Genomic DNA, 15,729 nt, shown 5'->3' on the forward strand with positions numbered 1-15,729 from the left:
CACCGTCCGGCGCTTTCCCCCAGAATACAAGCCTTCCTCTCGATATCCTGCGCCAGCCGCATCAAGGGCTGTTGCGGATGCGCCAGCGCGACACGATGTAGCGTCGATGTCCAAAGCGTCCGCACCCGTGTTCTCCGTCCTCGACTTGGCCCCCGTCCCGATGGGCTCCACCGTCAGCGACGCGCTTCGCAACAGCCTGGATCTGGCCCGACTCGCGGAAAGCCTCGGCTTTCACCGCTACTGGCTGGCCGAGCATCACAACATGTCGGGAATCGCCAGCGCCGCAACGGCCGTGGTGATCGGTCATGTGGCCGCCGGCACCTCGACGATTCGGGTGGGGTCGGGCGGAATCATGCTGCCAAATCACGCACCGCTGATGGTCGCCGAGGCGTTCGGCACCCTCGCCGCCCTGCATCCGGGTCGCATCGATCTGGGTCTGGGCCGCGCGCCGGGCACCGATCAGGCCACGATGCGAGCCCTGCGCCGCTACATGGGCGCGGTTGATTCGTTCGCCCAGGACGTCGTCGAACTGCAGACCTGGTTCCAGCCGGCCTCGCCGGACCAGTCCGTGCGAGCCGTGCCGGGTGAAGGCCAGGACGTTCCGCTGTGGCTGTTGGGGTCCAGCACCTACAGCGCCCAGCTGGCCGCCGCCCTGGGTCTGCCGTTCGCCTTCGCCGCCCACTTCGCGCCCGACCAGTTGATGGATGCGGTGACGCTGTATCGTCGTCACTTCAAGCCGTCGGCTGCCCTGGCGCAGCCCTATCTGATGGTCTGCATCGGGGTCTGCGCGGCTGAAACCGACGCCGAGGCCCGGCGTCTCTCGTCATCGACCCAACAACAGTTCCTGGCCCTGCGTCGCGGGCGACCCGGCCTGTTGCCGCCGCCGGTGGACGACATCACCCAGATGGCCTCGCCCAGCGAGCTGGCGGGCCTGGACCACACCTTCCGTTATTCCGCGATCGGATCGCCGCAGACGGTCAAGACCAAGATCCGTCAGGTATTGGAACTGACAGGCGCGGACGAGGTGATGGCGGCCTCGCAGATCCACGATCACCAGGACCGCCGCCGCAGCTACGAAATCCTGGCCGGGATCCGCGACGAACTCCGATCGACCTAGTGCGACGCCCGCAGGGGCGTCGCCGGGCTTTTGAAGCCGGGGTGGCCGGTCAGGCCGCCATAGATGTCGCACAGCGTTCCGAAGACCGAATCCCAGCCGTGGCGTTCCACGGCCCGCCGCCGCGCGGCCTGGCCGACGAGATGGGCGTCGCGGGCGAAGGTCGACTCGATGGCCTCGGCCAGCGCGCCGCCTTCCGACGCCGCCGCCAAGGCGCCGACGCTTGCATCCACCGACTCGGCCACGCCGCCCGAGGCCACGCCGATCACCGGCAGGCCGCAGGCCATGGCCTCAAGCACCACCAGACCGAACGGCTCGTTATCGTTTGCGTGAACGAAGGCGTCGCAACTGGCCAGAATGCCCGCCAGGACCCTGGGGTCACGTTGGTAATCCATGCTGATGACGCGGTCGCTGGCCGGAGCCCCGGCCCCGGCGCCGATCAGCAGCAGCACATAGTCGTCGCCCAGGCGCTCGACAGCGTCGACCAGAACGTCCAGCCGCTTTTCGCGCGCCGGACGGCCGGCGAACACCAGGATCTTGTGCCGCGCGGTCAGGCCCAGCCGGGCTCGCAGGCCAACGGGATCGGCGTGCGCCGGGCTGAAGATGTCGACATCCACGCCCAACGGCAGGCCAATGGCGTTGGACACCCCGGCCTCAATCAGCCGTCCGGCGATGAACCGGCTGGGCGCCACGGCCTGGTCGAACTGGCGATAGATCGCCGCCCAGCGCCGCTGAACCGGCTTTTCGGCCCACTCGCCGATATGCAGGGCCGCCAGGGCGCCCAGATCGGTATGGCAGAAGCCCACCACCGGCACGCCCAAGGCGTCGCCGGCCCGCAAGGCCGCCAGTCCGGGGGTATAGGGATCGCCGGCCTCAATGATGTCCGGGCGCTGACGAATCAGGCGCTCCATCCAGGCCTGCTTGACCACGGGCCAGCGATAGCCGTCGCCGAACGGCAGGGGCGCGGCGTAGATCGACACCCGTCCACGGCCGTCATAGGCGTCGCGCGCGCCGGGCACGACCAGGGTGTGCCGCACGCCAGGCCGCTGGGCCGTAAGCCAGGTCCGCTTGGAATTGAGATAACGCCGCACGCCGCCGCTTCTGGGCGCGTAGAGCATGGTGGTGTCGATCAACCGCACCTGGTCCGGAGCCGAGGCTTGCGCTTCGTCACGCGCGGGGAAGGTGTCGATCAGTTGATCCGCGTTCGGTTGGTTCACGCCGATTCCCTATCGCCCCCCATGATCCCCCATTGGACCTTGGAACGATAAAGCTTTGACGACAACTAGGGTTCCTCGCTCCCGCTCCCCTCGGGCGGACGAACGCTGGCGCCGCGCCGGGCGAGCGCCTCGCGCAGCAGCATTTCGACCTGGGCGTTGACGCTGCGAAGCTCGGCGCTGGCCAGCCGTTCGACGGCGGCCAGCACGTCGGGACGGACGCGCATCAGAAACGCGCGCCGTCCGCCCTTCCCGCCTTCGTTGTTTTCTCCGGACACGACCTAGCCGTAGAGCGTGCCGGTGTTGACGACGGGCTGCGCCTCGCGGTCGGCGCACAGCACCACCAGGAGGTTGGAGACCATCGCCGCCTTGCGCTCGTCATCCAGTGTCACGACGCCGCGCTCGCTCAACTGGCCCAACGCGCTTTCCACCATATCCACCGCGCCGGCCACGATCGTGCGGCGCGCGGCCAGCACCGCCTCGGCCTGCTGGCGCTTCAGCATCGACCCAGCGATCTCGGGCGCATAGGCCAGATGCATCAGGTGCGCCTCGTCAATGGCGACCCCGGCGACCGCGATGCGGCTCTGCAGGTCGGCCTGAAGCCGCGCCCCGACCTCTTCGGCGTGAGCGCGCAAGGTGGGCTCGCCCTCCTCCGCGTGGTCATAGGCGTAGTGCGAGGCGACCTCGCGCAGGCCCGTCTCGATCTGGATGTTCACGAAGGCCACATAGTCGTCGACGTCGAACATCGCCTGGGCCGAGTCGGCCACGCGCCAGACGATGTTGGCGGCGATCTCGATCGGATTGCCGCGCTTGTCGTTGACCTTCAGCATCTCGCTGGTGACGTTGCGCACCCGCAGACTGATCTTCTTGCGACCGTACCACGGCAAGACCCAGCGCAGGCCGGTGGTGCGATCGGTGCCGACATACGACCCGAACAAGGTCAGCACATAGGCCTCGTTCGGCTGCATCGAATAGAAGCCGCTGGCCACAAGGGCCCCCAGAAGAACCAGAACGACGCCGGGGATGACGGCCACAGGGCCGTAGGTTTCGGCTTGGGTCAAACACCAGACGCCGCAGGCGATCAGGACCGGAACCGCCAATAGCGGCAGCCCTCCGCTCGCGCCGCCGCGAATGCGTTCGACAGATCGATTGATGGTGTGAGCGTCAGCCATGGTCCAGTCTCCTCAGAGATATAAAAGTGATATCACTTTGATCGCTCTTGGCAAGGCGAAGCGTGACCGCGTAAGCGGGACGTTCGACAAGCGGGGATCCCATGGCGCGTTTTCTATTCACCACCTGGGAAGGCGGCGGCCATGTCCAGCCGCTGCTGCTGGTCGCGCGCGACCTCAAGGATCGGGGTCACGAGGTCCTGATGCTCAGCGACGCGTGCAACGACGTCGACGCCGGCGCGCTGGACCTGCCCTTCCGCGCCTGGACCACGGCGCCCAGCCAGACCGGCAAACGCCGCGAGGATGACCGGCTGAAGGACCACGAGGCCGACAGCCCGCTGGAGGTGATCCATCGTCTCGTCGACCGAGTGATGGCCGGGCCGTCCCTGGCCTACGCTCAGGACACCCTCGCCGCCATCGACGCCTTCACGCCGGACGCCTTGATCAGCCAGGAGCTGCTTCTGGGCGTGATGGCCGCCGCCGAGGCGCGCGCCCTGTCGCTGGCCCTGTTCACCGCCAACATCTGGTCGCTGCCGACCATGGCCGGAGCCCCGCCGTTCGGCGCGGGCATGGCCGAGGCGAGGTCGGACGAGGAGCGGGCCATGCATGCCATGGTCACCCAGATGAGCCGGGGTTTCTTCCAGAGCGGCCTGCCAGCCCTGAACGCCACGCGCGAAGCCCTCAGCCTGCCGCCCCTGGCCGATCTCTTCGAGCAGCTCGACAAGGCCGGCAAGATCCTGCTGGGCGCCAGCCGCGCGTTCGACTTCGCGCCTGATCCGCTGCCCGATCCGTTCGTCTATGTCGGCCCCTATCTGGCCGATCCGGCCTGGGTCGAGCCGTTCGCGGCGCCGGCCGGCGATGCGCCGCTGGTCCTGGTGTCGTTCTCGAGCCTCTATCAGGCCCAGGAAGCCGTCGTGACGCGAGTGATCGAGGCCCTGGGCCGCCTGCCTGTGCGCGGCCTCGTCACCACCGGGCCGACGCTGTCGCCCGAGGAATTCCCCGCGCCGGACAACGTCACGGTCGTTCGATCGGCGCCGCACGGCGCTCTGCTGGACCAGACGGCGGTGTTCGTCACCCACGCTGGCCACGGCTCGACCCTGCGCCCGTTGATGGCGGGCGTTCCGCTGCTGTGCCTTCCGCTGGGCCGTGACCAGAACGACAACGCCGCGCGGGTGACCGGCCGGGGCGCGGGCCTGCGCCTGGGGTCCGACGCCAGCGTCGACGCGATCGCGGCGGCGGTGACTGAACTGCTGGAGAATCCGGCCTATCGCCAGGCCGCCGCCCTCCTGGGCCAAGCGATCCGCCATGACGCCGAGGTCCGATCGGCGGCCGCCCAGATCGAAAGCCTGATCTCGCCCGGAACGCCCTGAAGCCCTCGACGTTGACCTGCAAGCTTGGCGATAGGCCAGGATCGACAGGGGCTTTCGTCATGGACAAGTTGTTCGCCAAGTTCGCCAACGCCACGGCGAAGGCGACGGGCAGTCCGATCGCCTTTCTGCTGTGCGTCGCGGCCGTGGTGCTCTGGGCCTGCTCCGGCCCGATCTTCAAGTTCTCGGAAACCTGGCAGCTGGTGATCAACACCGGCACCACGATCATCACCTTCCTGATGGTGTTCCTGATCCAGAACACCCAGAACCGCGACGGCGCGGCGCTGCAAGCCAAGCTGGACGAGCTGATCGTGGCCTCGACGGCCGAGAACCAGTTCATCGGCATCGAGAAGCTGACGGACAAGGAGCTGGAGCGCCTGCACGCCCATTGTCTGGGCCAGGCCAAGAAACACCAGGACCTGGTGGAGAAGGCCATGAACGAGCGCGAGAAGCGCAAGAAGCCCGCGACGACCAAGGCCGCGGCTTCGCCCAAGCGCTCGGCCGCGAAGGCCAAGCCGTCGAACTGAACTTGGTGGGCGGTGAGGGGATCGAACCCCCGACCCTCTCGGTGTAAACGAGACGCTCTACCGCTGAGCTAACCGCCCCAAAGTGCGACGCGCCTTCTAGCGGGCGTCGCGCGTCGCGCAAAGCGCGAAAAGAAAAAGGGCGAGCCGCCGACAGGCGCCCGCCCTCTTTCGTAATCTTCAAACCACTTAGCCGTTGAGGCTGGTCTTCAGGCCTTCGCCGACCTGGAAGCGCGCGGTCTTCGAGGCCGGGCGGTTCACCGTCTCGCCGGTGCGCGGGTTGCGGGCGGTGCCCGCCGCGCGGGCCACGGCCTTGAACGTGCCAAAGCCGACAAGGCGAACGTCATTGCCCGATTTCAGCGATTCCGTGACGGACTCGATGAAAGCTTCGAGGGCGTCCTTGGCCTGATTTTTGTTAATGCCCGCCTTGTCGGCGATCGCCGTGACGAGTTCGGCTTTTGTGGTCATGTTTTTCTCCCAGCCAATAAAGCAGCGGCGCTCTGTTGAAGCCCGACGCCACTTCGCTCGGCCGGGATTATGGCGGCGGAAAATGCCCCGTCAAATGAAGGCGGCGCGGGAATCTCCCGCGCCGCTTAACTTATCGCCAATAACTTACGTTTAGTGGGTCAGGATAGCGTCACTGTCGCCCTCGTCCGCCTTCGCAGTCGCAGCAATCGGCTCGTCTGCCTCGTTCCACTCCACCGGCGTCAAAGGCCCCGTCAGAGCGTGCTTGAGCACCTCGTCGATCGTGGAAACCGGAATGATCTCCAGGCCATCCTTAACGGACTGCGGGACATCGACCAGGTCCTTCTCGTTCTCCTGAGGGATCAGGACGGTCTTCACGCCGGAGCGCAGAGCCGCCAGCAGCTTCTCCTTCAGGCCGCCGATGGCCGTGACGCGACCGCGCAGGGTGATCTCGCCGGTCATGGCGATGTCCTTGCGGATCGGGATCCCGGTCAGCACTGAGACCATTGCGAGCGCCATGGCGGAGCCGGCCGAGGGGCCGTCCTTGGGCGTGGCGCCGTCGGGCACGTGGATGTGCACGTCGGTCTTCTCGAACACCGGCGGCTTGACGCCGAAGTGCAGCGCCCGCGAGCGGACGTAGGACTGCGCCGCCGAGATCGACTCCTTCATCACGTCCTTGAGGTTGCCGGTCACGGTCATGCGACCCTTGCCCGGCATCTTCACGGCTTCGATGGTCAGGATGTCGCCGCCGAACTCCGTCCAGGCCAGACCGGTGACGATGCCGACCTGGTCGACTTCGTCGGTCTCGCCGTAGCGGTACTTCTTGACGCCGGCGTACTTGGCCAGACGCTCGTCATCGATGGTGATCGAGCTGATCTTCTCACGCGCCAGATCGCGGACGGTCTTGCGCGCCAGGGCGCCCAGTTCCCGCTCCAGGGACCGCACGCCGGCTTCCCGGGTGTAGTAGCGGATCAGGTCGCGGATCGCCTTCTCGGGCACCACGAACTCGCTGTCCTTCAGGCCGTGGTCCTTGATCAGCTTGGGCAGCACGTGGCGCTTGGCGATCTCCAGCTTCTCATCTTCGGTGTAACCGGCGATGCGGATGATCTCCATGCGGTCCAGCAGCGGCTGGGGCATGTTCAGGCTGTTGGCCGTCGTGACGAACATCACCTGCGACAGGTCGTAGTCGACCTCCAGATAGTGGTCGCCGAAGGTCGAGTTCTGCGACGGATCGAGCACTTCCAGCAGCGCCGAGGCGGGATCGCCGCGGTAGTCGCTACCCATCTTGTCGATCTCGTCCAGCAGAACGAAGGCGTTGGTGGTCTTGGCCTTCTTCATCGACTGGATGACCTTGCCGGGCATCGAGCCGATGTAAGTGCGACGGTGACCGCGGATCTCGGCCTCGTCGCGCACGCCGCCGAGGCTCATGCGCACGAACTCTCGGCCGGTCGCCTTGGCCAGCGACTTGCCCAGTGAGGTCTTGCCGACGCCGGGAGGACCGACGAGGCACAGGATCGGGCCCTTCAGCGAGTTGGTCCGGGCCTGGACGGCCAGGTACTCGAGGATCCGTTCCTTGACCTTCTCCAGACCGTAGTGGTCGGCGTCGAGGATGTCCTCGGCTTCGTTGAGGTCGATCTTCTTGGTCTTGGCCTTGCCCCACGGGATCGACAGCATCCAGTCCAGATAGTTGCGGACCACGGTGCTCTCGGCCGACATCGGGCTCATGTTGCGCAGCTTCTTCAGCTCGCCCTCGGCCTTGGTGCGCGCTTCCTTGGACAGCTTGGTCCGCTTGATGCGCTTTTCGAGATCGATGAGTTCGTCCCGCTGGTCGTCGGGATCGCCCAGCTCGCGCTGGATCGCCTTCATCTGCTCGTTCAGATAATATTCGCGCTGGGTCTTCTCCATCTGGCGCTTCACGCGCGAGCGGATCTTCTTCTCGACCTGCAGGACGCTGATCTCGCCTTCCATCAGGGCGAAGACCTTCTCCAGGCGTTTGACGATGTCGAAGATTTCCAGCAGGTGCTGCTTGTCGCCGATCTTCACCGACAGGTGCGCGGCGATGCTGTCGGCCAGCTTGCCGGGCTCGGCGATCTGCGGGATCGACGCCAGGGCCTCGGGCGGCACCTTCTTGTTGAGTTTGACGTAGTTCTCGAACTGCTCGACCACGGCGCGCGACAGCGCCTCGGCCTCGGGACCGACGCCCTCGTCCTCGTTCACTTCGCCGATCTGGGCCTCGTAGTAGGCCTCCTGCTCGGTGAAGCGCACGACGGCGGCGCGGCCCTTGCCCTCGACCAGCACCTTGACGGTGCCGTCCGGCAGTTTCAGCAGCTGGAGAACGGTGGCCAGAACGCCGACATCGTAGATGTCGCCCGGCGCCGGATCATCATCCGCCGAGTTTTTCTGGGTCACCAGCAGGATCTGCTTGTCGCCGCGCATCACCTCTTCGAGGGCGCGCACCGATTTGTCGCGTCCGACGAAGAGCGGCACGACCATGTGCGGGAACACCACGATATCCCGCAGCGGCAAGACTGGAAGCGTACGAAGTTCGGACATAGTGCTCTTTACTCCCGGCCGGCGTGGAACCCGCGCTCGGCCATGCGGGCCGCCGTCACGCCAGACGATGCGCCTGGGTCGATCGGCCCGTCCGCCCGGGACTGGACGGAATGGTCCCTATTTATGTGGACGTTTCGCAACAGCGTTCAAGAAGAGTCGCCTCATAGCGGCGACAGGTCGCGCGTAGGCGGTCAAGCTGAAGGGGATATGCCCTTAAACGCCTGGTCCACGCAATTTCGTTGCAAAGCCAAGCCCCACAACGATGCGACCCGGCCCGCCGGCTCTGTGGCGCCGGCGCACCATCGCGACGAGAAGCCGCAAAAAGTCGTCGACCAGACATGAAAAAGGCGCGCCTCCCGAGGGAAACGCGCCTGATTCAATCAGTAGGAGGCGATCAGGCCGAAGCCGCGCCGCCCTTCTTTTCCGCGTAGATCAGAAGCGGCTGGGCCCGGCCTTCGACGACCTCGGCATTGACCACCACTTCTTCGACGCCCTCGTAGTTGGGCAGCTCGAACATGGTCTCCAGCAGGATGCCTTCCATGATCGAACGCAGGCCGCGCGCGCCGGTCTTGCGGGCGATGGCCTTCGTGGCGACGCCGTGCAGGGCGTCGTCGGTGAAGGTCAGGCCGATGTTCTCCATCTCGAACAGGCGCTGGTACTGCTTGACGAAGGCGTTCTTCGGCTCGGTCAGAATCTTGACCAGGGCGACCTCGTCGAGGTCCTCCAGGGTCGCGACCACCGGCAGACGGCCGATGAATTCCGGGATCAGGCCGAAGCGCTGCAGATCATCCGGCTCGACGTTGCGCAGGATCTCGCCCGTGCGACGCTCTTCCGGATCCGCCACCTTGGCGCCGAAGCCGATCGACTTGCCCTGGCCGCGCGCCGAGATGATCTTCTCGAGGCCGGCGAAGGCGCCGCCGCAGATGAACAGGATGTTCGTCGTGTCGACCTGCAGGAACTCCTGCTGGGGATGCTTGCGCCCGCCTTGCGGCGGCACGGAGGCGACGGTGCCTTCCATGATCTTCAGCAGGGCCTGCTGCACGCCTTCGCCCGACACGTCGCGGGTGATCGACGGGTTGTCGGACTTGCGGCTGATCTTGTCGATTTCGTCGATGTAGACGATGCCGCGCTGGGCGCGCTCGACGTTGTAGTCGGCGGCCTGAAGAAGCTTCAGCACGATATTTTCGACGTCTTCGCCGACATAGCCGGCTTCGGTCAGGGTCGTGGCGTCCGCCATCGTGAACGGCACGTCGATGATTCGGGCCAGGGTCTGGGCCAGAAGCGTCTTGCCGGTGCCGGTCGGACCGACCAGCAGGATGTTGGATTTGGCCAGTTCGACGTCGTTGTTCTTCGACGCGTGGTTCAGGCGCTTGTAGTGATTGTGCACCGCGACGGCGAGAACCTTCTTGGCGTGGCCTTGGCCGATTACGTAATCGTCCAGAACTTCGCAGATTTCGCGCGGCGTCGGCACGCCGTCTTTAGACTTCACGAAGGCGATCTTGTGCTCTTCGCGGATGATATCCATGCAGAGCTCGACGCATTCATCGCAAATGAACACCGTCGGTCCCGCGATGAGCTTGCGCACCTCATGTTGGCTCTTTCCGCAGAAAGAACAGTACAGAGTGCTCTTGGTATCGCCGCTCGCGGCTTTCGTCATGGTCGCTTCTCACGCTATGGCGGCGACGGCTACTGCCGTGAACGCCCGCTCCTGGCTCACTCGCCGCCACCGAACGGACAGCTTACATGCCGGGAGTTGTCTAATCCTTGACATTCCCCGATCCGGACGCGGTTCACAAGCCTTGGAGGCTTTTTCAAGCGTTTGGTTCGTGAATGCGTTGTGCGGTGTCATGGTTTTCCCCTCTAAAATGGGGTTCTGGGCCGATGACGCAACCGCCGTTCTTCTCGGTCCCTTCCCCATTGGCGGAAGGCCTTAGAAGCGGCGCGGGAATCGTGGTCGAACACGCGGTCACGCAACAGGGCGCGCCAGGGGCGTGCGGAGAAAGATGGCGAAGCGCTCACTGATGGCCAAGGGCCTGACGGCCTCGATGCCGATGACCGGCGACCTGATGGACGCGCCGGCGCTCGTGGCCTTCGACTTCGACGGCACCCTGACCGTGCGCGACAGCTTCAACGCCTTTTTGAAGTGGCGCGCCGGCCCGCGACGCTGGACCTCGGGGGTCATCCGCCTGACGCCGGCGCTGATCGGCTATGTCTTCAACCGCAATCGCGGCAAGCTGAAGGCGGCCGCCGTGCGGGAATTCCTCAAGGGCGTCAGCCAGGAGAAACTGGAGGCCGACGCGCGCACCTTCGCCGAGCTGCACGCCCCTTCCCTCTTCCGTCCGGACGCCCTCGCCGTCTGGCGGCGCTGGCGGGCCAAGGGGGCCAAGCTGGTGATCGTCACCGCCTCGCCCGACATCACCGTCGCGCCGTTCGCGCGCGGGCTGGGCGCCGACCTGCTGATCGGCACCCGCCTGGCCTTTGACCTCAACGACAAGGTCGTGGGGGCGCTGAACGGCCCCAACTGCCGGGCCAAGGAAAAGGTCATCCGCCTGAAGGAGGTTTTCGGCGAGGAGGTCCGACTCACGGCCGCCTATGGCGACACCTCGGGCGACACCGAGATGCTGGCCATCGCCGACGAGCGCGGCTACCGCGTCTTCCGCGGCAAGCCGGCCTAGTCGCTAGAACCGGCTGAGGCGACCGCCAGGCTGCCGATCATCGCGACGCCGGCGTCGAAGGCCGCCTTCTGGCTGCTGTTGAGCGACTTATAGAGCCGTTCCATCGCCCGGATCCTGCGGGCTTCACGCGCCAGCTGTTCGCGCTGAAGATCCAGGTTCACCCGCGCCAGCTTCACCGGTGAGTCCTCATCGTCGACCAAGGTCGTGGGATCGACGGCGGTGGCGCTAGCGTTAGTCGCCAGGATAAAGTCGCGCCAGCGTTCGTCCTGAGCGGGCGTCAGCTGCAGGGTCTGGCGCAGGGTCTGGAACCCGGCGGCGACCCCGTCGCGCAGCAGGCGCTCGGAAATGATCCTCTGGGCCTGAACCGGGCTGACGGTCAGGCGAACCGAGCCGACGAACTGCGTCGGGCTCTCGACGGCGTCCTGGGCCTGGGCGGCGGTCGACAAACAGGCGGCGACGGCGAAGGCGGCCAGGGCGCCGGAGCGGGAAATCGACATGGTGGTTCTCCTCGAAAGACGCCCCCGTCTTACGGACACCGATGCCCCACCATGGCGACCGATCTAGGACCGCTTTGTTGCGCGGCCGGCCCCAACGTATCGGTCAGATACGCGTCCGCTCCGATTGCGGCGACGCCTTTCGCCCACGAAAAAGCCGCCGCCCCTTGCGGAGCGGCGGCTGGATCGTTCGACGTCAGACCGACTATTCGGCGATGTCGGGACCGTCGCGGCTTTCGTTGATGTGGTCGATCAGACCCCAGGCCTTGGCTTCCTCGGCGCTCATGAAGTGGTCGCGGTCCAGCGTGCGCTCGACCTCTTCATAGGTGCGGCCGCAATGCTTCACGTAGATTTCGTTCAGGCGGCGCTTGGTCTTGATGATGTCCTCGGCGTGGCGCTCGATATCCGAGGCCTGACCACGGAAGCCGCCCGAGGGCTGGTGCACCATGATGCGCGAGTTCGGCAGGCTGATGCGCTGGCCGGCGGCGCCGGCGCACAGCAGCAGGCTGCCCATCGAGGCGGCCATGCCCATGCACACCGTCGAGACCGGGCTCTTGATGTATTGCATGGTGTCGTAGATCGCGAGGCCAGCCGTCACCACGCCGCCCGGCGAGTTGATGTACATGGCGATTTCCTTCTTGGGGTTCTCGGACTCCAGGAAGAGCAGTTGAGCGCAGATCAGGCTGGCCATGCCGTCTTCGACGGGTCCGGTCAGGAAGATGATCCGCTCCTTCAGCAGGCGCGAGAAAATGTCGAACGCACGCTCGCCGCGGCTGGTCTGTTCGACCACCATCGGCACGAGGTTCATCGCCGTCGCCATCGGATCATACATAGGGTTCGCCCTTTTTCGCGTTTTAGGGCCGCGCGAATCAGACCTCGCGCGGCGTCGCTAACGCATATCGCGTGGCGCTTAACAGGTTGCAAGGAGCCGGAGACACGCTTGGGGCAAAGAAAAAGGCGCGGCCCTTTCGAGCCGCGCCTGGTTCTGTCCGATGGACGGAAGCCTTAGCCGCCGTAGCCTTCCGGCAGGTCGTCTTCTTCCAGGAGCTCGTCCTTGGAGACTTCCTTCTCGTCGATCTTGGCCTTGCCGAAGATCAGGTCGACGACCTTGTCCTCGTAGATCGGGGCGCGCAGGGCGGCCTGCAGGTCGCTGCGCTGACGGTACATGTCGAACACCTGCTGGGCTTGCGCGCCGTACTGGCGAGCTTCGCGCATGATGGCGTCGGTCAGTTCCTGGTCGGTGACGGCCACGTCGTTCTTGCGGCCGATCTCGGCGAGCACCAGACCCAGGCGCACGCGGCGCTCGGCGATCTTCTTGTACTCGTCCTTCAGCTGGTCTTCGGTCTTGTCGGCGTCTTCCGGCGGCAGGCCGCCCTGGGTCTTGTCGGCCTGGACCTGTTGCCAGATGCCGGCGAACTCGGCTTCCACCATGCGCGGCGGCAGCGGGAAGTCGTGGCTGGCGTCCAGCACGTCCAGCAGGGCGCGCTTCAGCTTGAAGCGCGAGGAGTTGTCGTAGCGGCCCGACAGGTTGGACTTCAGCAGCTCCTTCAGGGCGGCCAGGTCCGACAGGCCCAGGCGCTTGGCCAGCTCGTCGTCGGCTTCGGCGTCGACCGGGGCGCGCACTTCCTTGACGGTGGTGGCGAACTCGGCGGCCTTACCGGCCAGGTCCTTGGCCTGATAGTCTTCCGGGAAGGTGACCTTCACGGTGATCGCGTCGTCCGGCTTGGCGCCGATCAGTTGCTCTTCGAACCCCGGGATGAACTGGCCCGAACCCAGGACCAGCTCGGCGCCTTCGGCCTTGCCGCCGGCGAACTCGACGCCGTCCACGGTGCCGACGAAATCGATCAGCAGTTGGTCGCCGTCCTTGGCCTTCAGGCTCTTGCCCTTGCGGGGCTCGTAGGTGCGGGCCTGCTTGGCCAGCTCGGCCAGGGCCTCGTCGACCTCGGCTTCCGAGACCTTGTAGACCGGCTTGGTCAGCGAGATGCTGGTGGGGTCGATCGGCTCGAAGTCGGGCATGACCTCGACGGCCAGTTCGAACGCCAGGTCTTCACCGCCAGCGATGACCTTTTCCATGTCCGAGGACGGCTTCAGGTCGGGCTGACCGGCCGGGCGCAGCTTGTTGTCGTCCAGCACCTTCTGGGTGGTTTCGTTGAGCGCCTGCTCGACGACTTCGCCCATCAGGGCCTTGCCGTACAGACGGCGAACGTGGGCGGCGGGCACCTTGCCGGGGCGGAAGCCCTTGACGTTCATCTGCGGCGCGACTTCGGCGATCCGCGCATCGAGACGCGTGGCCAGCTCGGCGGCCGGCACGGTCACTCCATAAACGCGGCTGAGGCCTTCGCCCGACTTTTCAACGATCTGCATCGACATTGTTATATCTCGGACCTGCGGCGCAACGCGCCGGGGGTCCGCCCTGGGGTCAAAAACATCGACGCCGCCCGCGAGGCCGGGGCGGCGAAAAGAGCGCCCTTATGTCACGACGTGCGCGACCATCCAAGAGCGCTGAAGTCAAAAGTCGCGCCCGTCCTGCGACGGACGGAAAGCTTCACTGGATTTGGTGCGGATGAGAGGACTCGAACCTCCACGCCTCTCGGCGCCAGAACCTAAATCTGGTGCGTCTACCAGTTTCGCCACATCCGCGTGCGGGAGGGCTTACGGACTTCGCTTCGCGGGCGCAAGTCCGGCGGATTTTCAGCGGGGCTTTCGGGCGAAGAGCCTCGCCAGCACAGCCGGCGCCAGACCGGGCAAATCCTCGGAGATCAGGCCCGGACCATGGGCCGCGCCGCACTCGGCGTGAATCCACGCGCCCGCGCAAGCGGCCTCGAAGCTCTCCATGCCCTGGGCGATCAGGCCGCCGATGAAGCCGGCCAGCACGTCGCCCGACCCTGCTGTGGCCAGCCACGGCGATCCGTTCAGCGACACGGCCGCGCGGCCGTCGGGCGCGGCGACCACGGTGTCGGGGCCTTTCAGCAGCACGACCGCGCCCGCGCGTCGCGCCGCCTCGCGGGCGGCCGTGATGCGCTCCGGCGACGCGGCCAGCAATCCCGGGAAGATGCGTTCGAACTCGCCGGGGTGGGGAGTCAGCACGTCGTCGCGATCGAGCGCCGAGAACAGGCCGTCCGGGTCATGGCGGAAGCTGGTCAGAGCGTCGGCGTCGACTACCAGGGCCGCGCCGGTGCGGGCCAGGGCGAAGAAATTGCGCGCCGTCACGTCGCCGACGCCCGCCGCGGGACCGATGACCACGGCGTCGGCGCCTTCGCCCGCGGTCTGCAACGTCCCCTCGCCGTCGAATGCCGACAGCATGACCGCTTCCAGATTCGCCGCGTTCACCGCCATCGCGCCCGGCGGCGACAGGACGGTGACCACGCCCGCGCCGATCCGCAGGCCGCCGCGCGCGGCCAGCCGCGCCGCGCCGGTGCTCGACGCATCACCGCTGACCACCTTCAGGCGACCTCTTCGATGCTTGTGCGCGTCGAGGGCGGGCCACGGAAGCCGGCTTTCCCAGAGGTCGGGGGTGTTCTCATGCAGGGTCCAGCCTTCCAACGCCGCCGCGAGGCCGATGTCGGCCACCACGACCTCGCCGCAGGCCTGACGTCCCTCGACCAGGACGTGGGCCGGCTTGCGCCGATGAAAGGTGACGGTGAGGTCGGCGCGCAGCGCGGCGCAGCCGACGGCCTGGCCCGTGTCGCCGGAAACGCCGCTGGGCGTGTCGATCGCCACGATCGGCGTGTCCAGATGGCGGACCGCCTGGGCGAGCTTGGCCGCCTCGCCCTCGAGCGGCCGCGACAGGCCCGCGCCGACCAACGCGTCTATATAGAGACCAGCGCGCGTCGGTTCGGACGACAACGCGCCGACCTCGCCGCGCCACCGCCCGGCGGCGGCCTTGGCCGCCTCGGTTCGCGGCGGCGCCGAGGCTTCGACGCGCACGGACCAGCCTCGCCGGCGCAGATGGCGGGCCGCGACATAGCCGTCGCCGCCATTGTCGCCCGGTCCGCACCAGATGATGACTGGACGGCGCGAGTATCGGGCTCGCACGGCGTCGGCCACAGCCGCGCCCGCGCGCTCCATCAAGGTCGAGATCGGAACGCCGCGCGCTACGGCGGCGGCGTCGGCGGCGGACATCTCCGCCACGGTCATGATCTCGCCGGGCACGA

Annotated in this window: 14 protein-coding genes and 2 tRNA genes; 4 read left to right on the forward strand and 12 right to left on the reverse strand. The window is 66.6% G+C overall.

Annotated features, from left to right (window positions below):
* The first annotated feature begins 106 nt into the window (after positions 1–106).
* The gene (locus AC1RUS_RS07805) at positions 107–1,117 is read left to right on the forward strand and encodes an LLM class flavin-dependent oxidoreductase (RefSeq protein ID WP_492914722.1); all 1,011 of its coding nucleotides are present in this window, start codon (positions 107–109) and stop codon (positions 1,115–1,117) included.
* Here the strand turns inward: AC1RUS_RS07805 and AC1RUS_RS07810 are convergent.
* From AC1RUS_RS07810 to AC1RUS_RS07820, 3 genes are all read right to left on the reverse strand, one after another.
* On the reverse strand, positions 1,114–2,307 hold the full coding sequence (locus tag AC1RUS_RS07810; RefSeq protein ID WP_492915292.1) for a glycosyltransferase family 4 protein: 1,194 nt from the start codon (positions 2,305–2,307) through the stop codon (positions 1,114–1,116). The two genes, AC1RUS_RS07805 and AC1RUS_RS07810, sit on opposite strands and share 4 nt — an antisense overlap.
* An 89-nt stretch (positions 2,308–2,396) precedes the next feature.
* The gene (locus AC1RUS_RS07815) at positions 2,397–2,555 is read right to left on the reverse strand and encodes a type II toxin-antitoxin system antitoxin (protein ID WP_492914724.1); all 159 of its coding nucleotides are present in this window, start codon (positions 2,553–2,555) and stop codon (positions 2,397–2,399) included.
* Positions 2,556–2,609: 54 nt separating this feature from the next.
* A complete protein-coding gene (locus AC1RUS_RS07820; RefSeq protein ID WP_492914726.1) occupies positions 2,610–3,500 on the reverse strand; it encodes an SPFH domain-containing protein in 891 nt (296 codons plus the stop codon).
* A 101-nt stretch (positions 3,501–3,601) separates the two neighbouring features.
* Between AC1RUS_RS07820 and AC1RUS_RS07825 the strand changes: the two genes are divergently transcribed.
* Both AC1RUS_RS07825 and AC1RUS_RS07830 read left to right on the forward strand, forming a co-directional pair.
* Complete coding sequence (locus tag AC1RUS_RS07825; RefSeq protein ID WP_492914728.1) at positions 3,602–4,867, forward strand: glycosyltransferase; 1,266 nt, start codon at positions 3,602–3,604, stop codon at positions 4,865–4,867.
* Positions 4,868–4,926: 59 nt separating this feature from the next.
* Positions 4,927–5,391, forward strand: a complete 465-nt coding sequence (locus tag AC1RUS_RS07830) for a low affinity iron permease family protein (RefSeq protein WP_492914730.1) — start codon at positions 4,927–4,929, stop codon at positions 5,389–5,391.
* Positions 5,392–5,394: 3 nt separating this feature from the next.
* Here the strand turns inward: AC1RUS_RS07830 and AC1RUS_RS07835 are convergent.
* The 4 genes from AC1RUS_RS07835 to clpX all read right to left on the reverse strand — a co-directional run bounded on the left by AC1RUS_RS07835 (position 5,395) and on the right by clpX (position 10,063).
* A tRNA-Val gene (locus AC1RUS_RS07835) sits at positions 5,395–5,469 on the reverse strand.
* Positions 5,470–5,577: 108 nt separating this feature from the next.
* Positions 5,578–5,856, reverse strand: a complete 279-nt coding sequence (locus tag AC1RUS_RS07840; protein WP_492914732.1) for an HU family DNA-binding protein — start codon at positions 5,854–5,856, stop codon at positions 5,578–5,580.
* Positions 5,857–6,006: 150 nt separating this feature from the next.
* The gene (lon, locus tag AC1RUS_RS07845; protein WP_492914734.1) at positions 6,007–8,406 is read right to left on the reverse strand and encodes an endopeptidase La; all 2,400 of its coding nucleotides are present in this window, start codon (positions 8,404–8,406) and stop codon (positions 6,007–6,009) included.
* A 394-nt stretch (positions 8,407–8,800) separates the two neighbouring features.
* Complete coding sequence (gene clpX, locus AC1RUS_RS07850) at positions 8,801–10,063, reverse strand: ATP-dependent Clp protease ATP-binding subunit ClpX (RefSeq protein ID WP_492914736.1); 1,263 nt, start codon at positions 10,061–10,063, stop codon at positions 8,801–8,803.
* Between the two features lie 346 nt (positions 10,064–10,409).
* Here clpX and AC1RUS_RS07855 point away from each other — a divergent pair, with 346 nt between their 5' ends.
* The gene (locus tag AC1RUS_RS07855; RefSeq protein ID WP_492914738.1) at positions 10,410–11,081 is read left to right on the forward strand and encodes an HAD-IB family hydrolase; all 672 of its coding nucleotides are present in this window, start codon (positions 10,410–10,412) and stop codon (positions 11,079–11,081) included.
* On the opposite strand, the gene AC1RUS_RS07860 is transcribed toward AC1RUS_RS07855, so the two are convergent.
* From AC1RUS_RS07860 to AC1RUS_RS07880, 5 genes are all read right to left on the reverse strand, one after another.
* Positions 11,078–11,578 (reverse strand): Spy/CpxP family protein refolding chaperone, encoded by a 501-nt coding sequence (locus tag AC1RUS_RS07860; RefSeq protein WP_492914740.1) that lies wholly within the window; start codon positions 11,576–11,578, stop codon positions 11,078–11,080. The genes AC1RUS_RS07855 and AC1RUS_RS07860 overlap by 4 nt on opposite strands.
* A gap of 202 nt (positions 11,579–11,780) precedes the next feature.
* Complete coding sequence (locus AC1RUS_RS07865; RefSeq protein WP_492914742.1) at positions 11,781–12,407, reverse strand: ATP-dependent Clp protease proteolytic subunit; 627 nt, start codon at positions 12,405–12,407, stop codon at positions 11,781–11,783.
* Between the two features lie 173 nt (positions 12,408–12,580).
* Positions 12,581–13,939 carry a trigger factor gene (gene tig / locus AC1RUS_RS07870; RefSeq protein WP_492914744.1) on the reverse strand — a complete coding sequence of 453 codons (1,359 nt, stop codon included), beginning with the start codon at positions 13,937–13,939 and terminating at the stop codon, positions 12,581–12,583.
* A gap of 191 nt (positions 13,940–14,130) precedes the next feature.
* Positions 14,131–14,215 (reverse strand) — tRNA-Leu (locus tag AC1RUS_RS07875).
* Between the two features lie 51 nt (positions 14,216–14,266).
* Positions 14,267–15,727 (reverse strand): NAD(P)H-hydrate dehydratase, encoded by a 1,461-nt coding sequence (locus AC1RUS_RS07880; RefSeq protein WP_492914746.1) that lies wholly within the window; start codon positions 15,725–15,727, stop codon positions 14,267–14,269.
* Between the last annotated feature and the right edge of the window lie 2 nt (positions 15,728–15,729).

The organism is Caulobacter sp. GW821-FHT10F06, assembly GCF_058809215.1.

What these genes read in the sequence shown, in the direction of transcription:
- tig (WP_492914744.1), bottom strand. Translation starts at nt 13,939, where the DNA reads ATGCAGATCGTTGAAAAGTCGGGCGAAGGCCTCAGCCGCGTTTATGGA.
- AC1RUS_RS07830 (WP_492914730.1), top strand. Translation starts at nt 4,927, where the DNA reads ATGGACAAGTTGTTCGCCAAGTTCGCCAACGCCACGGCGAAGGCGACG.
- AC1RUS_RS07815 (WP_492914724.1), bottom strand. Translation starts at nt 2,555, where the DNA reads ATGCGCGTCCGTCCCGACGTGCTGGCCGCCGTCGAACGGCTGGCCAGC.
- AC1RUS_RS07825 (WP_492914728.1), top strand. Translation starts at nt 3,602, where the DNA reads ATGGCGCGTTTTCTATTCACCACCTGGGAAGGCGGCGGCCATGTCCAG.
- clpX (WP_492914736.1), bottom strand. Translation starts at nt 10,063, where the DNA reads ATGACGAAAGCCGCGAGCGGCGATACCAAGAGCACTCTGTACTGTTCT.
- AC1RUS_RS07820 (WP_492914726.1), bottom strand. Translation starts at nt 3,500, where the DNA reads ATGGCTGACGCTCACACCATCAATCGATCTGTCGAACGCATTCGCGGC.
- lon (WP_492914734.1), bottom strand. Translation starts at nt 8,406, where the DNA reads ATGTCCGAACTTCGTACGCTTCCAGTCTTGCCGCTGCGGGATATCGTG.
- AC1RUS_RS07860 (WP_492914740.1), bottom strand. Translation starts at nt 11,578, where the DNA reads ATGTCGATTTCCCGCTCCGGCGCCCTGGCCGCCTTCGCCGTCGCCGCC.
- AC1RUS_RS07865 (WP_492914742.1), bottom strand. Translation starts at nt 12,407, where the DNA reads ATGTATGATCCGATGGCGACGGCGATGAACCTCGTGCCGATGGTGGTC.
- AC1RUS_RS07840 (WP_492914732.1), bottom strand. Translation starts at nt 5,856, where the DNA reads ATGACCACAAAAGCCGAACTCGTCACGGCGATCGCCGACAAGGCGGGC.
- AC1RUS_RS07855 (WP_492914738.1), top strand. Translation starts at nt 10,410, where the DNA reads ATGGCGAAGCGCTCACTGATGGCCAAGGGCCTGACGGCCTCGATGCCG.
- AC1RUS_RS07805 (WP_492914722.1), top strand. Translation starts at nt 107, where the DNA reads ATGTCCAAAGCGTCCGCACCCGTGTTCTCCGTCCTCGACTTGGCCCCC.